The organism is Streptomyces roseolus (genome assembly GCF_014649855.1).
In the GTDB taxonomy this organism is placed as follows: domain Bacteria; phylum Actinomycetota; class Actinomycetes; order Streptomycetales; family Streptomycetaceae; genus Streptomyces; species Streptomyces roseolus.
The window spans coordinates 154,273-180,487 of the sequence record NZ_BMTV01000017.1; the positions used below are offsets into that span (position 1 = coordinate 154,273).

Below are 26,215 nucleotides of genomic sequence, written 5' to 3' on the forward strand. Positions count from 1 at the left end.
ACCCGCCGAGCGTGGCAGACCGGTCGGCCGGCGGGGAGAGGGACGACTCAACAGATGGCATCACGACGCGACGAACTGAACGCCTACACCTTCGCGAAGCGGAGATTGGTCGCGCAGTTCGTGCAGCCGAACTCGACGGGCTCCGAGGAGGGCGCGCCGCGCCCGCTGCGCGCGGTGGTGCCGGGCGCCATCGTCGGCGTGGTCGTCCTCGCCGTCTTCGGGGCCTGGGGCATGTTCAAGCCCGTCGCCCCCAAGGACTGGGACAAACCCGGCCAGAACGTGATCATCGCCGACAAGTCGACGACCCGGTACGTGGTCCTCAAGACCGGCGACAAGCTCCAGCTCCACCCGGTCCTCAACATGTCGTCGGCGAGGCTCCTCCTCGACCCCGACAAGGAGAAGATCATCACGGTCGCCGAGTCGGTGCTCGACAGCGGCAAGATCCCGCACGGCGCCACCCTCGGCATCCCGTACGCCCCCGACCGCCTCCCCGACCCGAAGGAGGCCGGCGCCGCCAAGCGCTGGGCCGTCTGCGAACGCCCCGGCGAGGGCGGCCGCGCCATCCAGAAGGCCGCCTTCGTCCTCGCCGCCCGCGAGGAGGGCAGGACCGACGGCAAGGAACGCCTCACCGGCGGCGAGCTGCTCTACGTCGAGGGCCCGGACCGCACCCGCTACGTCGTCGACGCCAAGGGGACCGCGTACCCCGTCGAGAAGGACGAACTGCTGCTCCGCCAGCTCGTCGGCCACGGCCGCGTCGCCCAGCGCGTCTCGGACGCCTGGCTGAAGACCCTGCACAAGGGCGACGCCATCTCCTTCCCGAAGGTCCCCGGCGAGCCCGGCGCCACCGCCCGCGTCGACGGTCTCGAGCCCGAGCTCGCCAAGGTCGGCACGGTGCTCTCCGCCACCGACGGCACCAGCTGGAAGAAGTACGTCGTCCTCCAGGACCGGGTCGCGCCCCTCACCGACTTCACCGCCAAGCTCCTGCTCAACAGCCGCCAGCTCGTCGAGCTCGGCCAGGCCGGCCAGGCCACCAAGGTCAGCGGCGGCGCCTTCCTGCCGGGCGACGCCTTCGGCATGGACAAGAGGTGGCCGAAGGCCGAACCCGTCCCCGTCAACGAGGCGGGCACCGGCGACGGCAACCGCAACACCGTCTGCAACGTGCTCCGCGGGGTCGACGCCGACAACGGCCGCACCACCCTGAGCACCTGGGCCGGCAAGGACTTCCCCGCCACCCTGCCGACCGGCTCCAGCAGCGCCTACGTCACCCCCGGCTCCGGCCAGCTCTTCCGCCAGTTCACCGGCTCCACCACCACGACCGGCTTCCTCTTCCTCGTGACCGACACCGGCCTGCGCTACGCGATGCAGTCCAACGGCGACACCGTCGCCGACGACTCCGGCATCGGCTCCTCCGGCTCCGAGGAGGAGAAGCAGGCCCGCCAGGCCGAGGCCCAGCAGGCCCAGAACCGCCTCGGCTACAAGAACATCGAGCCGGTGCCCGTCCCCGCCGAGTGGTCCGCCTTCCTCCCCACCGGCCCCCGCCTCTCGACCGGCGGCGCACGCCAGCCGCAGGGCTCATGAGCACGCCACCGCGCCGCCCCCGGCGCCTCCCGCCCGCCCGCCTCCCGCTCGCCCGCCTTCCGCTCCTCGCCGCGGCGACGGCGCTCTGCGCCCTCGGCCTGCCGCTCGTCCCCGCCTCCCCGGCGGCGGCCGACGGCGGCGGCCAGTGCACCTACCCCAACAAGAAGTACGAGGGACGCCCCTGGTCCCTCCAGCGCGTCCAACTCGACGAACTCTGGGCGCAGTCCACCGGCAAGAACGTCCGCGTCGCCGTCATCGACACCGGCGTCGACGTCCGCAACCCCCAGCTCGCCAAGGCCGTCGACGCCAAGAGCGGGATCAACCTGATCCCGAAGGACGCCAAGGACGCCAACGGCTACAAACTGAAGCGCGGCAAGGAGAACGGCACCACCGACACCGTCGGCCACGGCACCAAGGTCGCCGGCATCATCGCCGCCCGCCCCGCCAAGGGCACCGGCTTCGTCGGCCTGGCCCCCGACGCCACCATCATCCCCATCCAGCAGAACGACGCCGAGGGCAACGGCACCACGACGACCCTGGCCGCCGCGATCCGCCACGCCATCGCCAAGAAGGCGGACGTGATCAACATCTCCCAGGACACGGCGGACGCGGTCAAGCCCACCCCGCTCCTGGAACAGGCCGTCAAGGCCGCCCTGGACGCGGAGATCGTCGTCGTCGCCTCGGCCGGCAACGACGGCCTCGGCGGCAACGTCAAGCGCACCTACCCCGCCTCGTACGAGGGCGTCCTGGCCGTCGCCGCCTCCGACCGCAACAACGAACGCGCCGCGTTCTCCCAGTCCGGCGACTTCGTCGGCGTGGCCGCCCCCGGCGTCGACATGGTCTCCACGGTCCCCCTCGGCGGCCACTGCGCCGACAACGGCACCAGCTTCTCCGCCCCCTACGTCGCCGGCCTCGCCGCCCTGATCAAGTCCGAGCACGACGACTGGACCCAGGAACAGATCGTCGCCCAGATCCAGCAGACCGCCGAACGCTCCGTCGCCGGCCACGACCGCCTGGTCGGCTGGGGCGTCGTCGACCCGGTCCGGGCCCTCACCGAGGACGACAAGCCCATCGAGAAGCCCGTCGCCCGCGAAGGCGTCACCCGCGCCGAGGCCCCCACCCCCGCCGCCGTCCACCTCGGCGAGACCCCGGAACAGCGCGCCACCCGCCTGGCCACCTACGTCGTCGTCAGCGGAGGCGTCCTGGTCGCGGTCATCGCCGGCTCCGCGGTGGCCGTCCGGGACCACCGCCGCAGACGCGGCACCGCGGCGCCGGGCCGGTGATCATTGCAGACGCACACGCCTGATAGCGTCCGGTGAGCAGCACGGTTGTAGAAGTCTCGTGACGAACAAGAGACTTGGGGCTGTCAGCCGCAATCACTAGAGTGGTAAGCGCGCGAACGGGGATGGCGAGTCTCCACGATCGCAATGCAGGACAGCAGGAGCAAACGGGGAGGATTGGCTCGTGTTTCACGTGACGGGTGACGGGGGTGGTGACCGTGAGTAACCTCAAGCGCGGTGTCGAGGCGCTGGTGAAGTTCCAGCGCGACGTCGATCACGTCATCGAGAACCTGGAGAAGGGCGCCGGCGGCTCCGCGCAGCTGAACCAGAACCGTGTGACGCGCCAGGCGTTCGGCACCGGCATCCCCTTCGCGGAGGCGGACGGCTTCTTCACGGAGTACGAGCGCGTCCACGCGTCCCTCGTCTCCCTGTCGAAGAACCTCGGCGGCCAGATCGAACTGCTCCGGATCGGCGTCCATGCCGCCGACGTCGGCTACGACAACGTCGAAGAGGACCAGCGGCGCCAGTTCCACGACATCCAGGCCCGACTGAGCCAGGAGCGCGCCGAAGCCATCGAGCGCGAGGAGCAGGCCCGTACGAAGGACCCGGCGCAGCCGGCCGCGCGCCGCGGCCAGGCCGACACCGCGACGGAAGGCATCGGGTGACGAACGATGAGTGAAGAGAAGTCTCCGAACACGAACACGGCCCCGCCGTCGAACCTGACGCCGCAGGAGCAGCAGCAGGCGAAGGACACGGCCCAGATCGAGGCCAAGCACGAGACCACGGACTTCCTGGAGAAGCTGGACGACATCCGCCTGCCCTTCCCCTTCGGAGGCGACTTCCGCCTCAGGCCCAAGGGCAGCGTCTACGGTGAGACCTCCTTCGAGGGCCACAAGCTCAACGCCATGCTCGATCTCCTCGACAGCGCCGACCCGTCCCAGCTGTCCACCGCCGGCGACGCCCTCCAGACGGCGACGAAGGAGCTCAACGCGGCCGCGAAGGCCCTGACCAAGTTCGTCGGCAGCGTCGACTGGGAGGGCGACGCCGCCGTCGAGTTCCAGCGGTACGGCTCCGAGGTCGCGAACTACGCCTGGGCCATCGGCAAGGTGGCCAACGCCGTCGGCTCCCAGATGAAGGTCGCCAACGACGGCCTGACCTCGGTCCGCAACGCGGCCCCGCCGCGCGACACCCGCGCCGACCAGCGCAAGCCCTCTGAATTCTCGGAGCTTGAGAAGACCGAGAAGAAGGAGGAGTACGAGAAGGCCGTGGCGGTGGAGAAGGACCGCCAGGAGGCCATCAACCAGATGAACCGCCTGGCGTCCTTCTACGCGGTGTCGCAGAGCACGCTGGCGGCCCAGGAGATGCCTAAGCCGCCGGAGGCTTATCGGGCACCGGTGCCGCCGCCGACTGGGAGGGTACGGATCGATTCTTCGGGAGGCTCGGCTACCGGCTCCTCTCGCGACGGCCTGTCGAGGGAGACCACCGGCCACATCAGCGCCGTAGAGGACCGGACCACCCCGACGATGCCCCGCACCGGCGGCCAGCTCGACGGCTCCGACCCGATCCGCGAGAAGCCTTCGGACGACACGAGGGTCCAGATCGACACGGTCAAGACGCCGCCGGCTCCTACCCTTCCGAACACGCCTCCCACCCCGACCGCGCCCACGAACACCGCGCCCCCGACCGGCCCCGGGATGCCTCCGCCGCTCACGCTCGGCACCCCGCCGCGCGCCACTGGACCCAAGATCACCGGGAACCCGGGTGTGCCGCGTACGACCACCGGCCGGACCGGCTTCGGCCGCCCGGTCGGCCCGACGACGGCACCGACCGTCGGCCGCGCCGGTGGACCGAAGGGACCGATCGGCCCGCAGGCCTTCGGCCGCTCCAGCGGCCCCACGAACTCTCCGGTGGTGGGCCGTCCGGGCAATCCCACGAGCTCTCCCATGGCAGGCCGTCCGGGCACCCCGACGAACTCCCCGGCAACGGGCCGTGCCAACGGCCCCATGGGGCGCGCGGGCGGACCGCAGGCCACCTCGCAGTCCACGCCGGCGGGCCGCGCCACGCCGCAGACCGGACGTCCCGGGCAGCCCGCCACGGGCCGTACGGCCGGCGGCAAGGCGAACCCCATCATGGGCGGCACCCCGCAGCGCCCCACCGGCGGGAACACCGGTTCGCGGATCCCGAGGGGCACGGTCGTCGGCAGCGAGGGCCCGGCCGCGGGCCGTACGGCTGCGGCACGCCCCAGCCAGGCCGGCGTCGTCGGCGCCAACAACGCCAAGGCGGCGCCCCGCCCCGCCGGTCGAGGCACCCCCAGCTCCAACGGAGTGGTCGGGACGCCCCGCGGCATGGCCGGCCGCGGCAGCCAGCGTCCGGACCGCGACGAACAGGACCGCGACGGCTCTTCGCGCCCCGACTACCTGACGGAAGGCGAAGAGACCTGGACGAACCGTCGGCGCGGCGCCGTACCGCCGGTGATCGACTAACCACTCGGAAGGCTCGGAAGTCAGGATGACGGCACGAATGATCGAGAGCGGCGGCAGGCTCCGGCGGGCGCTCCTCGGCACCACGGCGATCGCGGTGCTGACGACGTCGCTCGTCGGGCTCGCCCCGACGGCAGTCGCTGCCGACGCACGGTCGCAGCAGTGGTACCTGGACGCCATGAAGGCCGAGGAAATCTGGAAGAAGTCGACCGGAAAGGGCATCACGGTCGCCGTGATCGACTCCGGTGTCGACCCGGACACTCCCTCGCTCAAGGGCAAGGTGCTGAAGGGCTGGGACGCGTCCGAGTCCAAAGGCGACGAGACAGACGACTACAGCGGCCACGGTACGACCATGGCCGAGCTGATCGTCGGCTCGGGTGAGGGCGGCGGACTCAGAGGACTGGCACCGGACGCCAAGATCATTCCGTACCGCGTGAGTGACACCGAGCGGCAGAACGAGCAGGCTGTCAACGCCTTCGACATGGAGGAATCGATCAGGGCTGCTGCCGATAGCGACGCGCAGATCATCAACATCTCGTTCGCCTCCGACTACTACAACGAAGGCGGCCGAGAAGCGGTCAAGTACGCTCAGAGCAAGGGCAAGCTGGTCTTCGCGGGCGCCGGCAACAATGCCACTGAGGGCAACAAAAAGCAGTACCCCGCAAGTTATCCCGAAGTCATCGCCGTCTCGGCGTCTGACCGGGACGGCTCGGTGGCCGAGTACTCGCAGCACGGCGAAACCATCGACCTCGCAGCACCGGGAACCAGCATCCCCGGATACTGCGACAAGAGCTTGACCAAGTACTGCCTCGGCGACGGCACCAGCAACTCCACCGCCATCGCCTCCGCCTCCGCCGCCCTCATCTGGTCCATGCACCCCGACTGGACCGGCAACCAGGTCCTCCGCGTCATGCTCGACTCCGCGGCGCGGGGCAAGGACTGGGAGCCGGGTACGGTCAGCGACTACCTCGGCTACGGCATCGTCCGGCCCAACGCCCACGTCTCGCGGGGTGAGGGCAACCCGGGCGAACCGAACATCAGCCCCCTCACCAACAAGTCCACCGTGGCGACCCCGTCGGCCTCCGCATCCGCGTCCGCATCGGCTTCCGCCTCCTCCGGCACGTCGACGACCGCCCCCTCCGCAACAGCTTCGACACAAGCTCCCGACGGCAAGCAGACGTCGGACGCACCTGTGGCAGGCTCCAACGGGAGCGCGGCCGAGGACGCGGACGGCGGCAGCAGCACCGGCCTCGTCATCGGCATCGCCGCAGCGGTCGTGGTCGTCGTGGCGGCCGCGGGCATCGTCATCGCGCGCCGCCGACGCACGGTCGCCTGACGGCAGCAGCACCCACACAAACCTCCCTGCGTCCGCGCGAGTCTGCGGGCGCAGCCTCAACAGAGAACCCGAGAAAGGGAGAGCGACACATGTCAGTCTTGAAGGTTGGCGATCAGAGTCTCAAGGATTTCCAGGACGAGCTCACCCGCAAGTTCGATGACGTGAAGGGCCAGCTGACGGCCCTCCAGGGCGTCATCGACAGCCTCGAAGGCCGCTGGAAGGGCATCGGCGCCGGCGCGTTCGACGCCAAGCAGACCGAGATCAACCAGGGCATGGTGCGCATCGCCAAGCTGATGCTGAACTTCCAGGAGGCCATCCAGGTCACCCGGACGACGTCCAGCAACACGGACGACGAGGTCGAGGCGGCCCTGCGCGGCGTCGACGTGACCGCGGGCTTCTCCGGTGACGCGGGCGCCGAGAAGGCCGCCCGTTCGGGCATCGCCGGCCTCTGACCTCCGGGTCGGAGCCACGCACCAACCCCACCTGAACGACACCACCCAAAAACGGAGGGAACATGGCCGGCAACGACGGCATCATGCTCGTCACGTACGCCTCGCTCGACGACGCGGCGAACCAGATCGACGCGCAGGCGAAGCGCCTGGACGAGGCCCTGGAGGCCATCCAGGCGAAGATCCGCTCGGTCTCCAACACCTGGGAGGGCGAGGCGAAGACCGCCGCCGACGGCGCCCACGCCAAGTGGGACCAGGAGACGCGCGCGATCCACCAGGCCCTGCAGGGCATCTCCAAGGCCGTCCGCCAGGCCGCCCCGGCCTACCAGGCCGGCGACAAGCGCGCCGCGGGCTTCTTCTAGACCGCAGGCGTGTAAACCGCGGCCGTACGACGGCAACACAGGGTGGGCGTGCACGGGAGGCGCCCACCCTGTCGCGCATCCTGCGCTTCCTGACCCCGAGGTGGCCTCAGCAGGGGCCCTGCGTGACCCTCACGGTCAGAGAGACGGTTTCGGTCCTGCCCCCGGCGCGCGGCGGCTCAGGGGGAGAGAGGCGCATGCAGTAGGTCTCGGACATGAAGGCCGCGCCGATCTCGAAGCTGTCCGGGGCGCCTTCGCCGGCGGGCTTGACGACGAGGTCGGCTCCGGGGCCCTCCTCCGTCGCCGTAAGGGCGTCCCTGATCAGGCTCTCGTAACCGAAGTGGGCCTTCCGCGGCTGCGCCTCCAGATCACGCGCGGCCTCGTGAACGGCGTCGTGCAGCTCCGGCTCGCTCCACTGGCCGTTGTCGGAGGCGTAGAGGTAGAGGCCGACCAGGCCGACGGCGGTCGCGAACATCAGCACCCGGGCCACGAGGCTGCGTGTGTTGTAGACCCAGCGCCCCCTTCGTACGAAGACCGGCTCGCGGTCGCTTTGCGTCATGGGGTCCCCCTGGGAGTCGGACTTGTCGTGGCCGGACGGGTGAGGTCGGGGCACGAGTGGATACGGAGTCGTCACCGCGTCGGCCCCGACAGGTCCGTGCCTTTTCCGCCCTCGGCATGAAGTCCTGACGCGGTTCCGAGCTCTTTCGATCCGATGCGCGGCAGCTCGTCGGGGAACTCCCGGGGCTCCTGGCACTCACCGACCTCGTACGCGTGCCGGGCCAGCCGGTAGGCGAAGTCGACCACGATCTGGCGCAGTTCGTTGCCCTGGGCTCGGGTCTCCCCGAGGGTCCTGGCCTCCGAGATGAGCGAGTGCCCCTTGTCGCGGTCGCCGACATGTCGCGGCGGCGTGCACTGCACGTAGACCCAGGCAGTGTCCGGTCTGTCCCGCAGCGTGAGGGCGTGTATTCCGTCCGACGAGACATAGATCCGTTCGTCTCGCTTGTGGGACTTGAATTCCCGCCATCCTTCGAGTGTGGCGATGCCGGATTTCGCCTCGCCCGAGATGAGGGAATCGTCCGTGCGCACGTAACACCAGAACGTGAAGGTGTCGAGGGCCGACGACGTCGTGAGCTTCCCGCGTTCCTCGGCCTTCCGGGCGGAAGGCAGTGCGCGGGCGGCGAGGTCCCGGTCGACGGCACCCGCGCACGGCTTCTCGGGAAGTCGATCGATTCCCTTGGTGAAGATCTCCACGTATCCGAGGACGGCGCAGACAGCGATCACGCAGGTGATTCCCGCGACACGCAGACGCTTCTTCAGTGTGTTCTGCATGGTGTCCGATTCTCTGCGTGTCACGCGGCGGGTTGGTTGTGGGCGTCTTCGAGGACCGTGTCACTGGCGCGCCATCCGTCGTTCACCGCGTCGCGCATCTCGTTCCTCGTCGATTCCGGCGGAAGCTTCGACCCGTACGTCTCGATGGATTCGATGGCGGAATCCTGCGTCTGCTTGATCACCGAGTCCTGATAGCCGTTCAGTTCATGTCCCGAGGCGTAGATCGCGCGGTCCGCGGCCCCCGAAGCCTGCCGCCCCTCCATCATGCGGTCGATGGCGATGCCGGCGATGGCGCCGAAATATCCTCCGGCTGTCGCCGACACGACGCCGCCCGCCATGCCCTGGGGGACGAGGGCCGCGGCTCCGGCGCCGATCAGCACGCCGGCGACCCCCTTCGTCAGGACCCCCTTGGTCTTGAGCGAGTCGTTCTGCCCCTTCTCGCTCGCGAGCGCGTCCGAGAGGGCCGCGTCGGCGTTCGCGTGCCCGACGATTCCCTGGATGGGGCCGCTGCTCTCCGAGATCGTCCGGATCGCCTTCCCGGGGCCGCCGTCGTGGAGCTCGGGGTGGGCGATGTGCGCCTCCAGAAGGCCGGCGGTGCAGACGGTCTGTCCCAGGACGATGCCCGCCCTTCCGTTCGGGTCCTGGGCGACCTCGTACAGGAGGCGTGTTGTGTCCAGCCGGTCGAGGCCGTCGGGCGCGGCGCTGTGCGTCAGGAAGATCGACTCGGCTCTCCGGCCGGTGAGCGTCTGGCTGATCTCCGGCACATAGGCGCTCGCCATGTCCCCGAAGCCGTCCCCGATGCCCTTGCTCACCAGGTCCTTGCCACCGTCCGGCTGCGCCACGAGGTGCATGACGTTGTTCATGATCTCGACCTGGGTCGCCGTGTGCGGGGCCGGGCCGGTCGGCGTCTGGCCCACGCCGTCGCCCGTCACGGCGGCCTCCGGCGCGTGGCCGACGGCGCCGTCCCGGTCGGTGTACTTGATGCTCTGCAGGACGTGCTCCAAGACCTGCTTGTCGTCGAAGGTGTTCGTGGCGGCCTCGGGGTCGTGGGACAGCGCGCCCATGAAGCCCACCATGGGGTCGCGTCCGTCGTCGTCGCCGAAGACGAGGTCGGTGAGCTGGTGGTTGTCGCTCTTCCACAGGTCGGTGGTGCCCATGCCGGGCCGTCCGTCCGGACGGCCCGTACTTCCGTGCCCCGCACGGCGAGGGCGGTTCCCGCCCTCGCTGCTACAGCTCCGGCATCCGCCCCGTCTGCACCAGCGGGTTGCCCCGCTGGCGGGAGACGTAGATGCCGCGGCCCGGGGGCATCGGGCGCATGCGGACGCCGCCGAGGACGTCGCCTTCCTGGGGGTCGCCGGACAGGAGGACGCCCTGGGCGCCGAGTTCCATCATGCGCTGCATGAAGGACTCGTACGCCGAGCGGCTGGCGCCCGCCGCGCTGCGGGCGATGATGAAGCGGACGCCCACGTCCCGGGCGAACGGGAGCAGTTCCGTCAGCTTCGCCAGCGGGTTGCCGCTCGACGTGGAGACCAGGTCGTAGTCGTCGACGACCACGAACAGGTTCGGGCCCGACCACCAGCTGCGGTCCCGCAGCTGCTGGGCCGTGACGTCCGCCGACGGGGAGCGGCGGCGCATCAGGTCCGCGAGGGCGTCGACGTGGTGCTCCATGTTGTTGGACATGGGGACGTACTCGGCGAGGTGGCTCGCCGGCGTGACGTCGAGCAGCGCGCGCCGGTTGTCGATCACGAAGAACTTCGCCGAGGCCCCGTCGTACCGTTCCGTGACCTGCTTGATCATCAGCCGCAGCAGGTTCGACTTGCCCGACTCGCTCTCGCCGAAGACGAGGAAGAAGGGGTCGCGGTCGAAGTCGACGAAGACCGGCTCCAGGTTGTTCTCGTCGATGGCGAACGCGATGCCGCGCTGCGGCTCCGCGTAGCCCGCCGGCAGGGTCCGCGCGTCCAGCTCGCGCGGCAGCAGCCGCACCTCGGGCGCGCCCGGGGCGGTCCAGTGCCGGGTGACCTCCTGGGTCATCGCGGCCGTCGCCTCGGCGAGGTCGCTGTCGGAGCTGATGCCGTCGATGCGCGGTACGGCGGCCATGAAGTGCAGCTTCTCCGGGGTCAGGCCGCGGCCGGGGACGCCGGTCGGCACGTTCGCGGCGATCTTGCGGTCGAGCTCGGAGTCCATCGTGTCGCCGAGCCGCAGCTCCAGGCGGTTCATCAGGTGGTCCTTGAGGTTGGCGCGGACCTCCATGGAGCGCGAGGCGGTGATGACCACGTGGATGCCGTAGCCGAGACCGCGGGCCGCGATGTCCACGACGGCCGGCTCCAGGCCCTCGTACTCGGTGCGGAAGTTGCCCCAGCCGTCGATGACGAGGAAGACGTCGCCCCACGGCTGCTCGGTGACCGAGATGTCGCCGCGGGCCCGCAGCCGGCGGAAGGTGCCGATCGAGTCGATGCCGGCGCTGCGGAAGTACTCCTCGCGCCGCGACAGGATGCCGTACACCTCGGCGACCGTGCGCCGCACCCGTTCGGGGTCGAGCCGGGAGGCGACCCCGCCGACGTGCGGAAGGCCCGCCACCGAGGCCATGCCGCCGCCACCGAAGTCGAGGCCGTAGAACTGCACCTCGTGCGGCGTGTGCGTCAGCGCGAACGCCGAGATGAGGGTCCGCAGCAGCGTCGACTTGCCGGACTGCGGACCGCCGACGATCTGCATGTGGCCGGCCGCGCCGGAGAAGTCCCGGTAGAGCGTGTCGCGGCGCTGCTCGTACGGCTTGTCGACGACGCCGAGCGGGACGACGAGCCGGCCCGCGCCCTCGTAACCGGGCTGGGTGAGCCCCCGGCCCTCGACGCCCGCGAGCCCCGGCAGGACCGCGTCGAGCGCCGGCGGGTTGTCCAGCGGCGGCAGCCACACCTGGTGCGCCTCGACGCCGCGTCCTTCGAGCCGGCGCACGATGACGTCGAGCACCGAGTCCGCCAGCGCGTCGTCCTCCGCCTCCCGCGCCTCGGGCACGCGCGCCTGCGCCTCCGGCTCCAGGTAGCGCACCGGCACCGGCGCGGCGGTGAAGGGCACCGGCCGCCGGTCCACCGGCAGCGGCCCGCCGGGCAGCGCCGCGTGCTGGTTGGCGCGGTAGGTGCCGGAGACGTACGCGGCCTTGAACCGCACCATCTCGTCGGTGCCGTACTTGAGGTAGCCGGAGCCCGGCACGTTCGGCAGCGAGTACGCGTCGGGCACGCCGATCGCCGCCCGCGACTCGGCCGCCGAGAAGGTCCGCAGACCGATCCGGTAGGAGAGGTACGTCTCCAGGCCGCGCAGCCGGCCCTCCTCCAGGCGCTGCGAGGCGAGGAGCAGGTGGACGCCGAGCGACCGGCCGATGCGGCCGATCTGCACGAACATCTCGATGAAGTCCGGCATGGCCGTCAGCAGCTCGGAGAACTCGTCGATGACGAGGACGAGCGAGGGGATCGGCTGCAGCGGGGCGCCGGCCGCGCGCGCCTTCTCGTAGTCGTGGATGTTCGCGTAGTTGCCCGCGTCGCGCAGCATCTCCTGGCGCCGGTTGAGCTCACCGCGGATGGAGTCGCCCATGCGGTCCACCAGGGTGAGGTCGTCCGCCAGGTTGGTGATCACCGCGGCGACGTGCGGCATCTGGGACATGCCCGCGAAGGTGGCACCGCCCTTGAAGTCCGCGAGGACGAAGTTCAGGGTCTCCGAGGAGTGCGTCACCGCGAGCCCGAGGACCAGGGTGCGCAGCAGCTCCGACTTGCCGGAACCGGTGGCGCCCACGCACAGGCCGTGCGGGCCCATGCCCTCCTGCGCCGCCTCCTTGAGGTCGAGCATCACCGGCACGCCGTCCTCGCCGACGCCGATCGGCACGCGCAGCCGTTCCGAGCGGGACCGCGGCCGCCAGGTGCGGCTCACGTCGACGGAGGCCGCGTCGCCGAGGTTCAGCAGGTCGGTGAAGTCGAGGTTGGCGAGCAGCGGCTCGTCGTCGTCCGAACCGCCCGCCATCCGCAGCGGCGCCAGCTGCCGGGCCAGCGCCTCGGCCGCGTCCGGGCTCAGCGCGTCCGGGCTGCCGTCGTACACGTGCCCGTGCCCGGACTCGAGGCGCAGCGACCCGCCCTCCACGATCACGGACAGGTCGCCGCGGGCGCCGGCGCGCCCCTCCACGACCTCGATGATCGTCACGCCCTGGATGCCCTCCGGCGAGGCGAGCGGCGAGGTCTGCGGCACGGACTGCCCGTCGAGCACCACCACGAGGTGCGGGAAGTCGAGCAGCGGGTGGTTGGGGCCCTGGAAGCGGGGCCGCCCGTCGAGGCGCTCGGCGACCAGGTCCTCCAGCTCCCGCGCGTCCGTCGTGATCAGCCGCCGGCTGCCCGCGCCGTCACCCGGGCCCGGGGCCTGCACGTGCGGCAGCCACTTCGTCCACTCCCAGGCGGGGGCGGCGCCGTCACCGGTGGCGACGACGAGGACCAGGTCCTCGGGGGAGTGGAGCGCCGCCAGCGAGCCCACCATCGCGCGGGCCGTCGACCGGGCCGCCTCCGGCTCGCCGCCGACCGTGAGGTGGTAGAAGGCGCGCAGCGACACGGCCATCGGCAGGCCGTCGAGCGTGCCGTGCGCGTGGAGGAACTGCCGCATCGCCCCGGCGGTCAGCGGTTCGAGCTCGTCCACCGGCGCCGTCTCGGGGGCGATCAGCGGCGTCGCCAGCTGCTGGCTGCCGAGACCGACCCGGACCTGGCCGAAGTCCGCGTCCCCGAGGCGCCGCTCCCAGACCCGGCTGCCCTCGGCGACCAGTGCCCACAGCTGCTCGGGCGAGGGGTGCAGGTAGTACTGCGCGTCCCGCTGGAGCCGCGCCGTCCGCAGCACGGCGCGCCGCGTCTGCGTCAGGTACTTCAGGTAGTCGCGCCGCAGGTCGGCGAGCTGCCCCTGCGTCCCCCGCCGGTAGCGGACCAGCATCGCGATGGCCATGGCCACCGTCGACGCGATCATCACCATGCCCATGATCCGCATGATCGGGTTCGGCGTCATGAAGAAGAACACCACGGAACCGCCCATGCCGAGCATCGGCAGGAGCTGCATCAGGGCGCCCTCCTGCTGCCCGCGGGGCAGCTCCGGAGGGGGTTGCAACTGCACCTGCTCGTCAGGCACTTCGGACGGCAGGGCCCGCGGTGGGCGCTTGACGACGATCTGGCTCACAGCTCACCAATTTCCGTTGCCGGACGGAAAGTTCCTCTAGACGCCCCCGTGGCGACGGGATCCATCCGCGGGGAGGGATCCTACTTTGGTGCCGGGTCGCGGGTGGGCGGTAGGGTGGCCCGAAATATTTGCGTGGCCATGAACTATCGCAAAAAACGGGTCATTCGGAGCGCAACATCCGCGGCTCCCGGACCCCGGTCCGCGAGCCGCTCCGCGGTCGCGCGCCGGCGGCCGGACCCGCCGGCCAGGAGCACCAGGACCACCACGAGGGGAAGCAGCAGGTGAGTATGACGGCCCCAGCCACGGCCGGCGGAGCCGGCCAGTCGGCTCCCACCACCGTGTTCCACGGCGGCACCGGCTTCTGCCGGATCACCGTCGTCGCGCCCGACGGCCGCGTCGACGTCGCCCTCCCCGAGGACGTCGCCCTCGCCGACCTCTACCCGGAGGTGCTCCGCCTCTCCGGCCAGACCCCGGCGCCCGGCGCCCCCGTCGGGTACCACCTGGTGCGCCGCGACGGCACCGTCCTCGACGGCAGCCGCTCGCTGGCCGCCCAGCGCATCCTCGACGGCGAGCTGCTGTCGCTGCGCCCCTTCGCCGAGTCGCTGCCCCCGGCCGTCTTCGACGACGTCTCCGACGCGGTCGCCTCCGCCGTCGCCAAGGACCGCACCCTGTGGTCCGACGCCCTGATGCGCGGCGCCGGCCTCTTCGGCGGCGCGGTCCTCCTCGTCCTGCTCGCCTTCGTCCTGTGGACGTCCGAGCCCCGCCACGACATGCACGGCCTGCCCGGCGTCCTGGCCGGCGTCACCGCCGTCCTGCTGCTCGCGCTCGCCGCCGTCCGGGCCCGCGTCTACGACGACCGCGGCTCCGCCGTGGCCCTCGGCACGGGCGCGATGGCGAACGCCGCCGTCGCCGGCTCCGGAGTGCTCGCCCTCGCCGCCGGCCAGGGCATCGGCAAGCTCCAGTTCCTGCTCGCCTGCACCGCCGTCCTCGTCTGCGCCGTGATCCTCACGATCGTGTCGCCGAGCGGCGACGGCCCCTTCGTCGCCTTCGTCTTCGCCTCCGCCGTCGGCGTGCTGGTCGCCTTCGCCGCGATCCTCACCCGGCTCACCCCGGCCGAGACCGCCGCCGTCTGCGCCCCCTTCGCGGTCGGCGCGCTCGCCTTCCTGCCCGGCCTCTCCACCCGCTTCGCCCGCCTCCCCATCGGCTTCGATCCGCCCCGGACCACCGTCGGCGGATACGGCTCCGAGGCCGAGCCCCAGGGCCCGGTCGACGCCGTCCGGATCGCCGCCCAGGCCCGCCGCGGCCACGAGCTGCTGGTCGGCCTCGTCGGCGGCTGCGCGCTCGTCGCCGTCGGCTCCGCCGCCGTCCTCGGCTTCTCCGACACCGTCTGGGGCCAGCTCCTCGCTCTCGCCACCGGCGTCGCGATGCTGATGCGCGCCCACCTCTTCCGCTACACCGCGCAGGTCGGCTGCGCCCTCGCGGCCGGCCTCGGCTCCCTCGTCCTCCTCGGTCTCGGCCTCGCCCTGAACCCGCCGGCCGAGCTCCTCCTGGAGGCCCTGAAGGGCGACGGCACCGCGCTCGACATCCGCACCGTCTGGCTCTCCGCCGCGATCGCCGGCGTCGCCGCGCTCCTCACGGCCATCGGCCTGATCGTCCCGCGCAAGGGCGTCACCCCCTTCTGGGGCCGCTTCCTGGAGATCGCCGAGACGTTCGTGCTGCTCACGCTGCTGCCGCTCTGCCTCGCGGTCTTCGACGTCTACCACTCCATCCGGGCGCTCACCTCCTGAGCCGCCTGGTACGCTGTGTGACGGCCGTTGGTGTGCGCCCTCCCGGAAGCAGGCGAGATCCCGCCCGGGGAAGCAGCGCTCATCGGACCTCCGCTCCCGAGTCACGGAAGCTCCCCTGAGATGTAGACCAGGGGCACTCGTGGGCACGAAACCTGAGGAGAACCGCGTGGCTCTCGACGCCGCCGTCAAGAAGCAGATCATGGCCGAGTTCGGCACCAAGGAGGGCGACACCGGCTCCCCCGAGGTCCAGGTCGCCATGCTGTCCCGCCGCATCTCGGACCTGACCGAGCACCTCAAGACCCACAAGCACGACCACCACTCCCGTCGTGGTCTGCTGATCCTGGTCGGTCAGCGCCGCCGCCTGCTGCAGTACCTGGCCAAGAAGGACATCCAGCGCTTCCGTACGCTGGTCGACCGCCTCGGCATCCGCCGCGGTGCGGCCGGCGGCGCCAAGTAAGACGCCGTGGAGGGAGCGGTTCCCACTTTCAGGGGGCCGCTCCCTTTGCTGTACGTGCGCGAAGTGCCGACCGGCAATTACTCTGGTCGCAGAACGCCACAAGAACGACCGCGCGAGAAGCAGCCGGCACGCCGCCGGTCCTCGGTAGTGGCCCCCGGGAAGCGTTCCCGGGTGCTTCGATCGAAGACCGGCCCGCCACTTCACCGCTTCTCCCGCCTCCGTCCCGCGCCACACGGGCGCCCGGACCAAAGACGAACGTAGGAGAAACCCATAGTGGAGAACGAGACCCACTACGCCGAGGCCGTCATCGACAACGGCACCTTCGGCACCCGTACCATCCGCTTCGAGACCGGCCGCCTGGCCCGTCAGGCCGCCGGCTCCGCCGTGGCCTACCTGGACGACGACACCATGGTGCTGTCGGCGACGTCCGCCTCGAAGCGCCCCAAGGACCAGCTCGACTTCTTCCCCCTCACGGTGGACGTCGAGGAGCGGATGTACGCGGCCGGCAAGATCCCCGGCTCCTTCTTCCGCCGTGAGGGCCGTCCCTCCGAGGACGCCATCCTCACCTGCCGTCTGATCGACCGCCCGCTGCGCCCGTCCTTCAAGAAGGGCCTGCGCAACGAGATCCAGGTCGTCGCCACGGTCATGGCGCTCAACCCCGACCACCTGTACGACGTCGTCGCGATCAACGCCGCGTCCGCGTCCACCCAGCTGGCCGGCCTGCCCTTCTCCGGTCCGATCGGCGGCGTCCGCGTCGCGCTGATCAAGGGCCAGTGGGTCGCGTTCCCGACGCACACCGAGCTCGAGGACGCCGTCTTCGACATGGTCGTCGCCGGTCGCGTCCTGGAGGACGGCGACGTCGCGATCATGATGGTCGAGGCCGAGGCCACCGAGCAGACCATCGCCCTCGTCAAGGGCGGCGCCGAGGCGCCGACCGAGGAGATCGTCGCCGCCGGCCTGGAGGCCGCGAAGCCGTTCATCAAGGTCCTCTGCAAGGCCCAGTCGGACCTCGCCGCCAAGGCCGCCAAGCCCGAGGCCGAGTTCCCGATCTTCCTGGACTACCAGGACGACGTGTACGCCGCCCTCGAGGAGGCCGTCCGCGGCGAGCTGGCCCAGGCCCTCACCATCCCGGGCAAGCAGGACCGCGAGGCCGAGCTCGACCGCGTCAAGGAGCTCGCCGCCGAGAAGCTCCTCCCGGCCTTCGAGGGCCGCGAGAAGGAGATCTCCGCCGCCTACCGCTCCCTGACCAAGGCCCTGGTCCGCGAGCGCGTCATCAAGGACAAGGTCCGCATCGACGGCCGCGGCGTCACGGACATCCGTACGCTCGCCGCCGAGGTCGAGGCCATCCCGCGCGTGCACGGCTCCGCCCTGTTCGAGCGTGGCGAGACCCAGATCCTGGGCGTCACCACCCTCAACATGCTCCGCATGGAGCAGCAGCTGGACACCCTCTCCCCGGTGACCCGCAAGCGCTACATGCACAACTACAACTTCCCGCCGTACTCCGTCGGCGAGACCGGCCGCGTCGGCTCCCCGAAGCGCCGCGAGATCGGCCACGGCGCGCTCGCCGAGCGCGCGATCGTGCCGGTCCTCCCGACCCGCGAGGAGTTCCCCTACGCGATCCGCCAGGTGTCCGAGGCCCTCGGCTCCAACGGTTCGACGTCCATGGGCTCGGTCTGCGCCTCCACCATGTCGCTGCTGAACGCCGGTGTGCCGCTCAAGGCCCCCGTCGCCGGCATCGCCATGGGCCTGATCTCCCAGGAGATCAACGGCGAGACGCACTACGTCGCCCTCACCGACATCCTCGGTGCGGAGGACGCCTTCGGCGACATGGACTTCAAGGTCGCCGGTACGAAGGAGTTCGTCACCGCCCTCCAGCTCGACACCAAGCTGGACGGCATCCCGGCCTCCGTCCTGGCCGCGGCCCTCAAGCAGGCCCGCGACGCCCGCCTCCACATCCTCGACGTGATGATGGAAGCGATCGACACCCCGGACGAGATGTCCCCCAACGCCCCGCGGATCATCACCGTCAAGATCCCCGTGGACAAGATCGGCGAGGTCATCGGCCCCAAGGGCAAGATGATCAACCAGATCCAGGAGGACACCGGCGCCGAGATCACGATCGAGGACGACGGCACCATCTACATCGGTGCCCAGGTCGGCTCGCAGGCCGAGGCCGCCCGCGCCACGATCAACGGCATCGCCAACCCGACCATGCCGGAGGTCGGCGAGCGCTACCTGGGCACGGTCGTCAAGACCACCACCTTCGGTGCCTTCGTCTCCCTGCTCCCGGGCAAGGACGGCCTGCTGCACATCTCGCAGATCCGCAAGCTCGCCGGCGGCAAGCGCGTGGAGAACGTCGAGGACGTGCTCGCGATCGGCTCCAAGGTCCAGGTCGAGATCGCCGAGATCGACCAGCGCGGCAAGCTCTCCCTCATCCCCGTGATCGAGGGCGAGGACGAGCAGAAGGACGACGCCTCCTCGTGACGTCCCGTAGTTCCGCGACGACGGCCCGCCCCTCCTCCGAGGGGCGGGCCGTCGCCCGTACCCAAACGCTTCTCCCGGGCAAGGACGGCATCGGCACCGTCCGCCGCACGACGCTCCCCGGCGGCCTGAGGATCGTCACCGAGACCCTTCCCTCGGTGCGCTCGGCGACCTTCGGCATCTGGGCCCACGTCGGCTCCCGCGACGAGACGCCGGCGCTCAACGGCGCCACCCACTACCTGGAGCACCTCCTCTTCAAGGGCACCGCCAAGCGCTCCGCCCTCGACATCTCCTCCGCGATCGACGCGGTCGGCGGCGAGATGAACGCCTTCACGGCGAAGGAGTACACCTGCTACTACGCCCGGGTCCTCGACACCGACCTGCCGCTGGCGATCGACGTCGTCTGCGACATGCTCACGGGCTCGCTCATCCTCGACTCCGACGTGGACGCCGAGCGCGGCGTGATCCTCGAGGAGATCGCGATGACCGAGGACGACCCCGGTGACGTGGTGCACGACCTGTTCGCGCAGACGATGTTCGGCGACACCCCGCTGGGCCGCCCGGTCCTCGGCACCGTCGACACGATCAACGCGCTCTCCCGCGGCCAGATCGCCCGCTTCTACAAGAAGCACTACGACCCCACCCATCTGGTCGTCGCCGCCGCGGGCAACGTGGACCACGCCACGGTGGTCCGCCAGGTCCGCCGCGCCTTCGAGAAGGCCGGCGCCCTCACCCGCACCGACGCGGCCCCGATCGCCCCGCGCGACGGCCGGAAGACGATCCGCACGGCCGGCAAGGTCGAGCTGCTCGGCCGGAAGACCGAGCAGGCGCACGTCGTCCTCGGCATGCCCGGCCTGGCCCGCACCGACGAGCGCCGCTGGGCGCTCGGCGTGCTGAACACCGCCCTCGGCGGCGGCATGTCCTCCCGCCTCTTCCAGGAGGTCCGGGAGAAGCGCGGCCTCGCCTACAGCGTGTACTCGTACACCTCGGGCTTCGCCGACTGCGGCCTCTTCGGCGTCTACGCGGGCTGCCGCCCCGGCCAGATCCACGACGTGCTGCGGATCTGCCGGGACGAGCTCGCCGAGGTCGCCGCCGAGGGGCTCACGGACGAGGAGATCACCCGCGCCGTCGGGCAGCTCTCCGGCTCCACCGTCCTCGGTCTGGAGGACACCGGCGCGATCATGAACCGGATCGGCAAGAGCGAGCTGTGCTGGGGCATCCAGATGTCGGTCGACGACATGCTGGCCCGGATCGCGGCCGTCACCCCGGACGAGGTCCGGGAGGTCGCCCGGGACGTGCTGACCCAGCGGCCCTCGCTCTCGGTGATAGGCCCGCTGAAGGACAAGCAGGCGGACCGCCTCCACCAGGCCGTCTCCTGACCACCCCCTAAGGAAGAAGTGCGATGAGCAAGCTGCGCGTGGCGGTCCTCGGCGCCAGGGGCCGTATCGGCTCCGAGGCCGTGAAGGCCGTCGAGGCCGCCGAGGACATGGAACTGGTCGCGGCCCTGGGCCGCGGCGACGAGCTGGAGACCCTCGCCGAGGCGGGCGCCCAGGTCGTCGTCGAGCTGACCACCCCCGACTCGGTCATGGCCAACCTCGAGTACTGCGTGGGTCACGGCATCCACGCAGTCGTCGGCACCACCGGCTGGACCGAGGACCGCCTCGCGCGGCTGAACGGCTGGCTCGCCGCCTCCCCGGAGACCGGCGTGCTCATCGCACCGAACTTCTCCATCGGCGCGGTCCTCACCATGAGGTTCGCCCAGCTCGCGGCCCCGTACTTCGAGTCGGTCGAGGTCGTCGAGCTGCACCACCCGAACAAGGCGGACGCGCCCTCCGGCACCGCCACCCGCACCGCCCAGCTGATCGCCAAGGCCCGCGCCGAGGCCGGTCTGGGCGCCCAGCCGGACGCCACCGCGACCGCCCTCGACGGGGCCCGCGGCGCGGACGTGGACGGCGTGCCGGTCCACGCGGTACGGCTCCGGGGCCTGCTGGCCCACCAGGAGGTGCTGCTCGGCGGCGAGGGGGAGACGCTCACCGTCCGCCACGACTCGCTGCACCACTCCAGCTTCATGCCGGGCGTACTGCTCGGTGCCCGCCGCGTGGTGAGCACCCCGGGCCTCACGTTCGGCCTGGAGCACTTCCTGGACCTGGGCTGACGGTCATGGGCGGCAAGATCACGTACGTCTTCCTCGCCACCGTCCTCGTGCTGGTCTTCGGGGTGGTGGCGATGGAGGGCGTCCTGCTCCTCCTGACCGGCGAGCCGGCGGCCATGGGCATGGGCGCGGTGGCGTTCCTGCTGCCCTGCGTCGGCGGCTGGTTCCTGTGGAAGAACACCAGCTTCGCGCGCCGGGCGAACCGGCTGGCCGCGGAGCTGGAGGCCGAGGGCGGCCTGCCCGTCGACGAGCTGAAGCGCACCCAGGGCGGCCGGATCGACCGCGACTCCGCGGACGAGGTCTTCGCGCGGCGCAAGGCCGAGACCGAGGAGACCCCGGAGGACTGGCGCTGCTGGTTCCGGCTGGCGGTCGCCTATCACGACGCCCGCGACACGCCCCGGGCCCGCAAGGCGATGCAGCGGGCCATCGCCCTCCACGAGGGCCGGACGGTCAGCGCCTGACGCCGTACTCGGCGTGCCAGGCCTCGACGGTGTCGGCGGCCCGGTCGAAGGCCTCGACCCGGGAGAGGAAGTCGGCGTTGTGGTCGGTGAGCAGCACCAGCTGCTCGCCGGCCGTCCGGTCGAGGAGCAGGGCCTGGCCCTGGACCGTCCGGGGGAAGTTCAGCCAGCGCACCGGCTGCTGCGCCGTGCGGACCCCGGCCACCTTCGCCCAGGGCGTGGTGCCGGTGGTGAGGAAGCCGACGCGGCGCACGCCGGCGCGGCTCACCCAGGTGCCCATGCGCAGCAGGCGCAGCGCGGCCAGGATGATCAGCACGGCGATGCCGAAGGTGACGCCGGCCCCGCCGACGGCACCCGCGGCGGCGATGATCACCGCGGCGAGCAGCACGAACGAGGCGAGCAGCAGCGCGAGCGCCGCCGCACCGACCCGGTAGGGCCCCGGACGGTACGGACGGCGCCACTGGTCGTGGTCGTCGAACGGCAGCGCGACGGCGTCGTCGGCGTCGAAGGCACGGTCGGCCGTCAGGAAGGGCAGGGGCACGGCGGTTCCTCACTCACAAGCACGCTCGAAGGGGCAGTGCCCGGTGAGGCTACCTCAGCGGTTGTCGGAGGCTTCGGACTGCTGCTGGCGCGCGGGCGAGTCCGTGCTGTCGAGGGAGGGCATCCCGAGGAGCAGGGAGCCGACGAGCCCGGCGGCCACGGTGAGCCCCAGCAGCGCACGCCCGACGACCTGTCCGGGCCTGAGCCGCTCCCGAGGCGGTGGAGTGACGTTACTGCGGAATTCGTCGGCCTCCGCCACGAACGCGAACGGTACGGCCTCGTCCCGCCTGTACATGGGTGTCCCTCTCCTCGGTGGTCGTCGTGCGCCTCACAGGTACAGACGATCGAACAGAGGGTTTGGTGCCGTTTTTCACCGAAGCAGCCCAATCTCATCCTCCAGACGGACTCGCGCTAACCTGGGCCCGCCCCACAGACGACTGGAAGGTACTCCTGGTGACCGACACCCCCACCGAGCCGGCGAAGATCGACCTCAGGAGCGACGTCACCGTCGAACTGGTCAAGAGCGCCGCGGCCGACTCCGACGTCCTGTGGGCGGCGCGGGTCTCCACGGCGGGGGAGCAGTCCCTCGAAGAGCTCCAGAAGGACCCGGAGCGCTCGAAGGGCCTGATCAACTATCTGATGCGGGACCGCCACGGCAGCCCCTTCGAGCACAACTCGATGACCTTCTTCATCAGCGCCCCGATCTTCGTCTTCCGCGAGTTCATGCGGCACCGGGTGGGCTGGTCGTACAACGAGGAGTCGGGCCGCTACAGGGAGCTCCAGCCGGTCTTCTACGTCCCCGACGCCTCCCGCAAGCTCGTCCAGGAGGGCCGCCCGGGCAAGTACGTCTTCGTCGAGGGCACCCCGGAGCAGCACGAGCTGACCGGCCGCGCGATGGAGGACTCGTACCGCCGGGCGTACGAGACGTACCAGGAGATGCTCGCCGCCGGCGTCGCCCGCGAGGTGGCCCGCTCGGTCCTCCCGGTCGGCCTCTACTCCTCGATGTACGCCACCTGCAACGCCCGCTCGCTGATGCACTTCCTCGGCCTGCGCACCCAGCACGAGCTGGCCACGGTCCCGTCCTTCCCGCAGCGGGAGATCGAGATGGTCGGCGAGAAGATGGAGGAGCACTGGGCCCGGCTGATGCCGCTGACCCATGCGGCCTTCAACAAGAACGGCCGCGTCGCGCCGTAGGGCACAGATGTTCGCCCCCTCTTGCGAAGTGTCCGTATTGCGACGTTTCGCGAAGTTCATCTAGGCTGATCAAACGGACCCGGCACTGCTTGAACCCCCGAGCAGGCAGTGCCGGGCTCCACTTCTCACGTCCCCCGAGGGGACACCCGGCGCTGAGCAGCGAGTAGCGTGTTACCCATGGCTCCGATCTCCACTCCGCAGACCCCCTTCGGGCGGGTCCTCACCGCCATGGTCACGCCCTTCACGGCGGACGGCGCTCTCGACCTCGACGGCGCCCGGCGACTCGCCACCCACCTGGTGGACGCAGGCAACGACGGCCTCGTCGTCAACGGCACCACCGGCGAGTCCCCCACCACCAGCGACGCGGAGAAATCGGAGCTCGTACGCGCCGTACTGGAGGCGGTCGGAGACCGCGCCCACGTCGTCGCCGGCATCGGCACCAACGACACCCACCACTCCATCGAGCTGGCCCGCGCCGCCGAGCGCGACGGCGCCCACGGCCTCCTCGCCGTCACGCCGTACTACAACAAGCCCCCGCAGGAGGGCCTGTACCGGCACTTCACCGCCATCGCCGACGCCACCGGCCTCCCGGTGATGCTCTACGACATCCCCGGCCGCTCCGGCGTCCCGATCGACACCGAGACGATCGTCCGGCTCGCCGAGCACCCCCGGATCGTCGCCAACAAGGACGCCAAGGGCGACCTCGGCCGCGCCAGCTGGGCCATCGCCCGCTCCGGCCTCGCCTGGTACTCCGGCGACGACATGCTCAACCTGCCGCTCCTGTCGGTCGGCGCCGTCGGCTTCGTCTCCGTCGTCGGCCACGTCGTCACCCCCGACCTCCGCGCCCTCCTCGACGCCCACCTCGCGGGCGACCACGAGAAGGCCACCGAGATCCACCAGAAGCTGCTCCCGGTGTACACCGGCATGTTCCGCACCCAGGGCGTCATGACCACCAAGGCCGCGCTCGCCCTCCGGGGCCTGCCCGCCGGCCCGCTGCGCCTCCCGCTCGTCGAGCTCTCCGACCAGGAGACCGAGCAGCTCAAGGTCGACCTGGCCGCGGGCGGGGTAGACCTCTGACATCCGACTTCACAACTGAACAGTGACAACTCAAGACCGCGACAACTGAACACCGACAACAGCAAGTGCACGATTGTCATGCGCGCCACGTGCCGACGGTACGTGGCGCGTGTGGTGAGGAGAGTCTTTTGAGTCATCCGCATCCCGAACTCGGCGCCCCGCCGAAGCTCCCCCAGGGCGGCCTGCGAGTCACCCCGCTCGGCGGCCTGGGCGAGATCGGCCGCAACATGACCGTCTTCGAGTACGACGGCAAGCTGCTGATCGTCGACTGCGGCGTCCTCTTCCCGGAGGAGGAGCAGCCCGGCGTCGACCTGATCCTGCCCGACTTCACCACGATCCAGGACCGCATCGACGATGTCGTCGGCATCGTCCTGACCCACGGCCACGAGGACCACATCGGTGGCGTGCCGTACCTGCTGCGCCTGCGGCAGGACATCCCCCTCATCGGCTCCAAGCTGACCCTCGCGCTGATCGAGGCGAAGCTCCAGGAGCACCGCATCCGCCCGTACACCCTCGAAGTGGCCGAGGGCCACCGCGAGCGCCTGGGCGCCTTCGACTGCGAGTTCATCGCGGTCAACCACTCCATCCCGGACGCCCTCGCGGTCGCCATCCGCACCCCCGCGGGCATGGTCGTCCACACCGGCGACTTCAAGATGGACCAGCTGCCGCTGGACAACCGCCTCACGGACCTGCACGCCTTCGCCCGGCTGAGCGAGGAGGGCATCGACCTCCTGCTCACCGACTCGACGAACGCCGAGGTCCCCGGCTTCACGGCGCACGAGCGGGACATCTCCAACGTCCTGCGGAACGTCTTCGCCAACGCCCAGAAGCGGATCATCGTGGCGAGCTTCGCCAGCCACGTGCACCGCATCCAGCAGATCCTCGACGCCGCCCACGAGTACGGCCGCCGGGTCGCCTTCGTCGGCCGCTCGATGGTCCGCAACATGGGCATCGCCCGCGACCTCGGCTACCTGAAGGTCCCGGCCGGCCTCGTCGTGGACGTGAAGACCCTGGACGACCTCCCGGACGACGAGGTCGTGCTCGTCTGCACGGGCTCCCAGGGCGAGCCGATGGCGGCCCTGTCCCGGATGGCCAACCGCGACCACCAGATCCGGATCGTCCCCGGCGACACGGTGATCCTGGCCTCGTCCCTCATCCCGGGCAACGAGAACGCGGTCTACCGCGTGATCAACGGCCTGACCCGCTGGGGCGCCAACGTCGTCCACAAGGGCAACGCCAAGGTCCACGTCTCGGGCCACGCCTCGGCCGGCGAGCTGCTGTACTTCTACAACATCTGCAAGCCGAAGAACCTCATGCCGGTCCACGGCGAGTGGCGCCACCTGCGCGCCAACGCCGAGCTCGGCGCGATGACGGGCATCCCGAAGGACCACATCGTCATCGCCGAGGACGGCGTCGTCGTCGACCTCGTCGACGGCCGCGCCCGCATCACCGGCAAGGTCCAGGCGGGGTACGTGTACGTGGACGGCCTCTCGGTCGGCGACGTCACCGAGACCTCCCTGAAGGACCGCCGGATCCTCGGCGAGGAGGGCATCATCTCGGTCTTCCTGGTGGTGGACTCCTCCACCGGCAAGATCACCGGCGGCCCGCACGTCCACGCGCGCGGCTCCGGCATCGAGGACTCCGCCTTCGACGCGGTGCTCCCGAAGATCGAGCAGGCGCTGAACAAGTCCGCCCAGGACGGCGTCGTCGAGCCCCACCAGCTCCAGCAGCTGATCCGCCGCGTCGTCGGCAAGTGGGTCTCCGACACCTACCGCCGCCGGCCGATGATCCTCCCGGTCGTCGTCGAGGTCTGAGCCCGAAGGGCCTGACCAGCACCGTCACGGAGCGGGGCGCCTCGATTTGCATCGGGGCGCCCCGCTCCAGTACGTTTACGGCTCCACCAGAACGGGAAGCCGCAGCGCCGCAGTGCGCTCGGACGGCCGAACGGGAGGTGGGAAATCCGACCGAGATCATCTGATAAAGTCGGAGCGCGCCGGAAGGCCCCGGGAAATTCGATTTCGGGACCGGAAAGCACCGAGGAAATCGGATCGGAAAGATCTGATAGAGT

At 70.7% G+C, this 26,215-nt stretch carries 22 protein-coding genes; 16 read left to right on the forward strand and 6 right to left on the reverse strand.

The annotated features are described in order from the left end of the window. The first annotated feature begins 54 nt into the window (after positions 1-54). The 7 genes from eccB to IE245_RS21310 all read left to right on the forward strand — a co-directional run bounded on the left by eccB (position 55) and on the right by IE245_RS21310 (position 7,485). Positions 55-1,578 carry a type VII secretion protein EccB gene (gene eccB / locus IE245_RS21280; RefSeq protein ID WP_189949920.1) on the forward strand — a complete coding sequence of 508 codons (1,524 nt, stop codon included), beginning with the start codon at positions 55-57 and terminating at the stop codon, positions 1,576-1,578. Continuing rightward, on the forward strand, positions 1,575-2,861 hold the full coding sequence (gene mycP, locus IE245_RS21285) for a type VII secretion-associated serine protease mycosin (RefSeq protein WP_189949942.1): 1,287 nt from the start codon (positions 1,575-1,577) through the stop codon (positions 2,859-2,861). Before eccB ends, mycP begins: the two co-directional genes overlap by 4 nt. Before the next feature lie 215 nt (positions 2,862-3,076). Further along, entirely contained in the window at positions 3,077-3,523 is a 447-nt protein-coding gene (locus IE245_RS21290) for a DUF2563 family protein (protein ID WP_189949945.1), read from the forward strand. A 6-nt stretch (positions 3,524-3,529) separates the two neighbouring features. Next, positions 3,530-5,341 (forward strand): WXG100 family type VII secretion target, encoded by a 1,812-nt coding sequence (locus IE245_RS21295; protein ID WP_189949947.1) that lies wholly within the window; start codon positions 3,530-3,532, stop codon positions 5,339-5,341. A 37-nt stretch (positions 5,342-5,378) separates the two neighbouring features. Then, on the forward strand, positions 5,379-6,674 hold the full coding sequence (locus IE245_RS21300) for a S8 family serine peptidase (protein ID WP_229851423.1): 1,296 nt from the start codon (positions 5,379-5,381) through the stop codon (positions 6,672-6,674). Positions 6,675-6,763: 89 nt separating this feature from the next. Continuing rightward, a complete protein-coding gene (locus IE245_RS21305; protein WP_043230526.1) occupies positions 6,764-7,126 on the forward strand; it encodes a WXG100 family type VII secretion target in 363 nt (120 codons plus the stop codon). A 62-nt stretch (positions 7,127-7,188) separates the two neighbouring features. Beyond that, positions 7,189-7,485: a WXG100 family type VII secretion target gene (locus IE245_RS21310; RefSeq protein WP_189949951.1), complete on the forward strand. Its 297-nt coding sequence runs from the start codon at positions 7,189-7,191 to the stop codon at positions 7,483-7,485. Between the two features lie 106 nt (positions 7,486-7,591). On the opposite strand, the gene IE245_RS21315 is transcribed toward IE245_RS21310, so the two are convergent. The 4 genes from IE245_RS21315 to eccCa all read right to left on the reverse strand — a co-directional run bounded on the left by IE245_RS21315 (position 7,592) and on the right by eccCa (position 14,001). Then, positions 7,592-8,041, reverse strand: coding sequence for a hypothetical protein (locus tag IE245_RS21315; protein WP_189949952.1), 450 nt, complete (start codon positions 8,039-8,041; stop codon positions 7,592-7,594). A gap of 71 nt (positions 8,042-8,112) precedes the next feature. Further along, complete coding sequence (locus IE245_RS21320; RefSeq protein ID WP_189949953.1) at positions 8,113-8,811, reverse strand: hypothetical protein; 699 nt, start codon at positions 8,809-8,811, stop codon at positions 8,113-8,115. 20 nt (positions 8,812-8,831) lie between these two features. Beyond that, entirely contained in the window at positions 8,832-9,968 is a 1,137-nt protein-coding gene (locus tag IE245_RS21325) for a hypothetical protein (protein WP_189949954.1), read from the reverse strand. A gap of 70 nt (positions 9,969-10,038) precedes the next feature. After that, positions 10,039-14,001 carry a type VII secretion protein EccCa gene (eccCa, locus tag IE245_RS21330; RefSeq protein ID WP_189949955.1) on the reverse strand — a complete coding sequence of 1,321 codons (3,963 nt, stop codon included), beginning with the start codon at positions 13,999-14,001 and terminating at the stop codon, positions 10,039-10,041. Between the two features lie 287 nt (positions 14,002-14,288). On the opposite strand from eccCa, the gene eccD reads away from it, so the two are divergent. From eccD to IE245_RS21360, 6 genes are all read left to right on the forward strand, one after another. Beyond that, positions 14,289-15,788, forward strand: coding sequence for a type VII secretion integral membrane protein EccD (gene eccD, locus IE245_RS21335; RefSeq protein ID WP_189949956.1), 1,500 nt, complete (start codon positions 14,289-14,291; stop codon positions 15,786-15,788). Positions 15,789-15,954: 166 nt separating this feature from the next. Further along, on the forward strand, positions 15,955-16,245 hold the full coding sequence (gene rpsO, locus IE245_RS21340) for a 30S ribosomal protein S15 (RefSeq protein ID WP_128976159.1): 291 nt from the start codon (positions 15,955-15,957) through the stop codon (positions 16,243-16,245). A 273-nt stretch (positions 16,246-16,518) separates the two neighbouring features. Beyond that, positions 16,519-18,729 (forward strand): polyribonucleotide nucleotidyltransferase, encoded by a 2,211-nt coding sequence (locus IE245_RS21345; RefSeq protein ID WP_189949957.1) that lies wholly within the window; start codon positions 16,519-16,521, stop codon positions 18,727-18,729. Beyond that, positions 18,726-20,105 carry a M16 family metallopeptidase gene (locus IE245_RS21350; RefSeq protein WP_189949958.1) on the forward strand — a complete coding sequence of 460 codons (1,380 nt, stop codon included), beginning with the start codon at positions 18,726-18,728 and terminating at the stop codon, positions 20,103-20,105. Before IE245_RS21345 ends, IE245_RS21350 begins: the two co-directional genes overlap by 4 nt. 23 nt (positions 20,106-20,128) lie before the next feature. Continuing rightward, on the forward strand, positions 20,129-20,881 hold the full coding sequence (gene dapB / locus IE245_RS21355) for a 4-hydroxy-tetrahydrodipicolinate reductase (protein WP_189949960.1): 753 nt from the start codon (positions 20,129-20,131) through the stop codon (positions 20,879-20,881). A gap of 5 nt (positions 20,882-20,886) precedes the next feature. Next, the gene (locus tag IE245_RS21360) at positions 20,887-21,339 is read left to right on the forward strand and encodes a hypothetical protein (RefSeq protein ID WP_189949961.1); all 453 of its coding nucleotides are present in this window, start codon (positions 20,887-20,889) and stop codon (positions 21,337-21,339) included. Here IE245_RS21360 and IE245_RS21365 read toward each other — a convergent pair. Together IE245_RS21365 and IE245_RS21370 are read right to left on the reverse strand one after the other, a co-directional pair. Beyond that, the gene (locus IE245_RS21365) at positions 21,329-21,877 is read right to left on the reverse strand and encodes an SCO5741 family PH domain-containing membrane protein (protein ID WP_189949962.1); all 549 of its coding nucleotides are present in this window, start codon (positions 21,875-21,877) and stop codon (positions 21,329-21,331) included. The genes IE245_RS21360 and IE245_RS21365 overlap by 11 nt on opposite strands. A 54-nt stretch (positions 21,878-21,931) precedes the next feature. Continuing rightward, on the reverse strand, positions 21,932-22,171 hold the full coding sequence (locus IE245_RS21370) for a hypothetical protein (protein WP_189949964.1): 240 nt from the start codon (positions 22,169-22,171) through the stop codon (positions 21,932-21,934). Between the two features lie 158 nt (positions 22,172-22,329). On the opposite strand from IE245_RS21370, the gene thyX reads away from it, so the two are divergent. The 3 genes from thyX to IE245_RS21385 all read left to right on the forward strand — a co-directional run bounded on the left by thyX (position 22,330) and on the right by IE245_RS21385 (position 25,961). Beyond that, complete coding sequence (gene thyX / locus IE245_RS21375) at positions 22,330-23,070, forward strand: FAD-dependent thymidylate synthase (RefSeq protein ID WP_189949966.1); 741 nt, start codon at positions 22,330-22,332, stop codon at positions 23,068-23,070. 177 nt (positions 23,071-23,247) lie between these two features. Continuing rightward, positions 23,248-24,147 carry a 4-hydroxy-tetrahydrodipicolinate synthase gene (dapA, locus tag IE245_RS21380; RefSeq protein ID WP_189949968.1) on the forward strand — a complete coding sequence of 300 codons (900 nt, stop codon included), beginning with the start codon at positions 23,248-23,250 and terminating at the stop codon, positions 24,145-24,147. A 128-nt stretch (positions 24,148-24,275) separates the two neighbouring features. Further along, entirely contained in the window at positions 24,276-25,961 is a 1,686-nt protein-coding gene (locus IE245_RS21385) for a ribonuclease J (RefSeq protein ID WP_189949969.1), read from the forward strand. Positions 25,962-26,215: the final 254 nt, after the last annotated feature.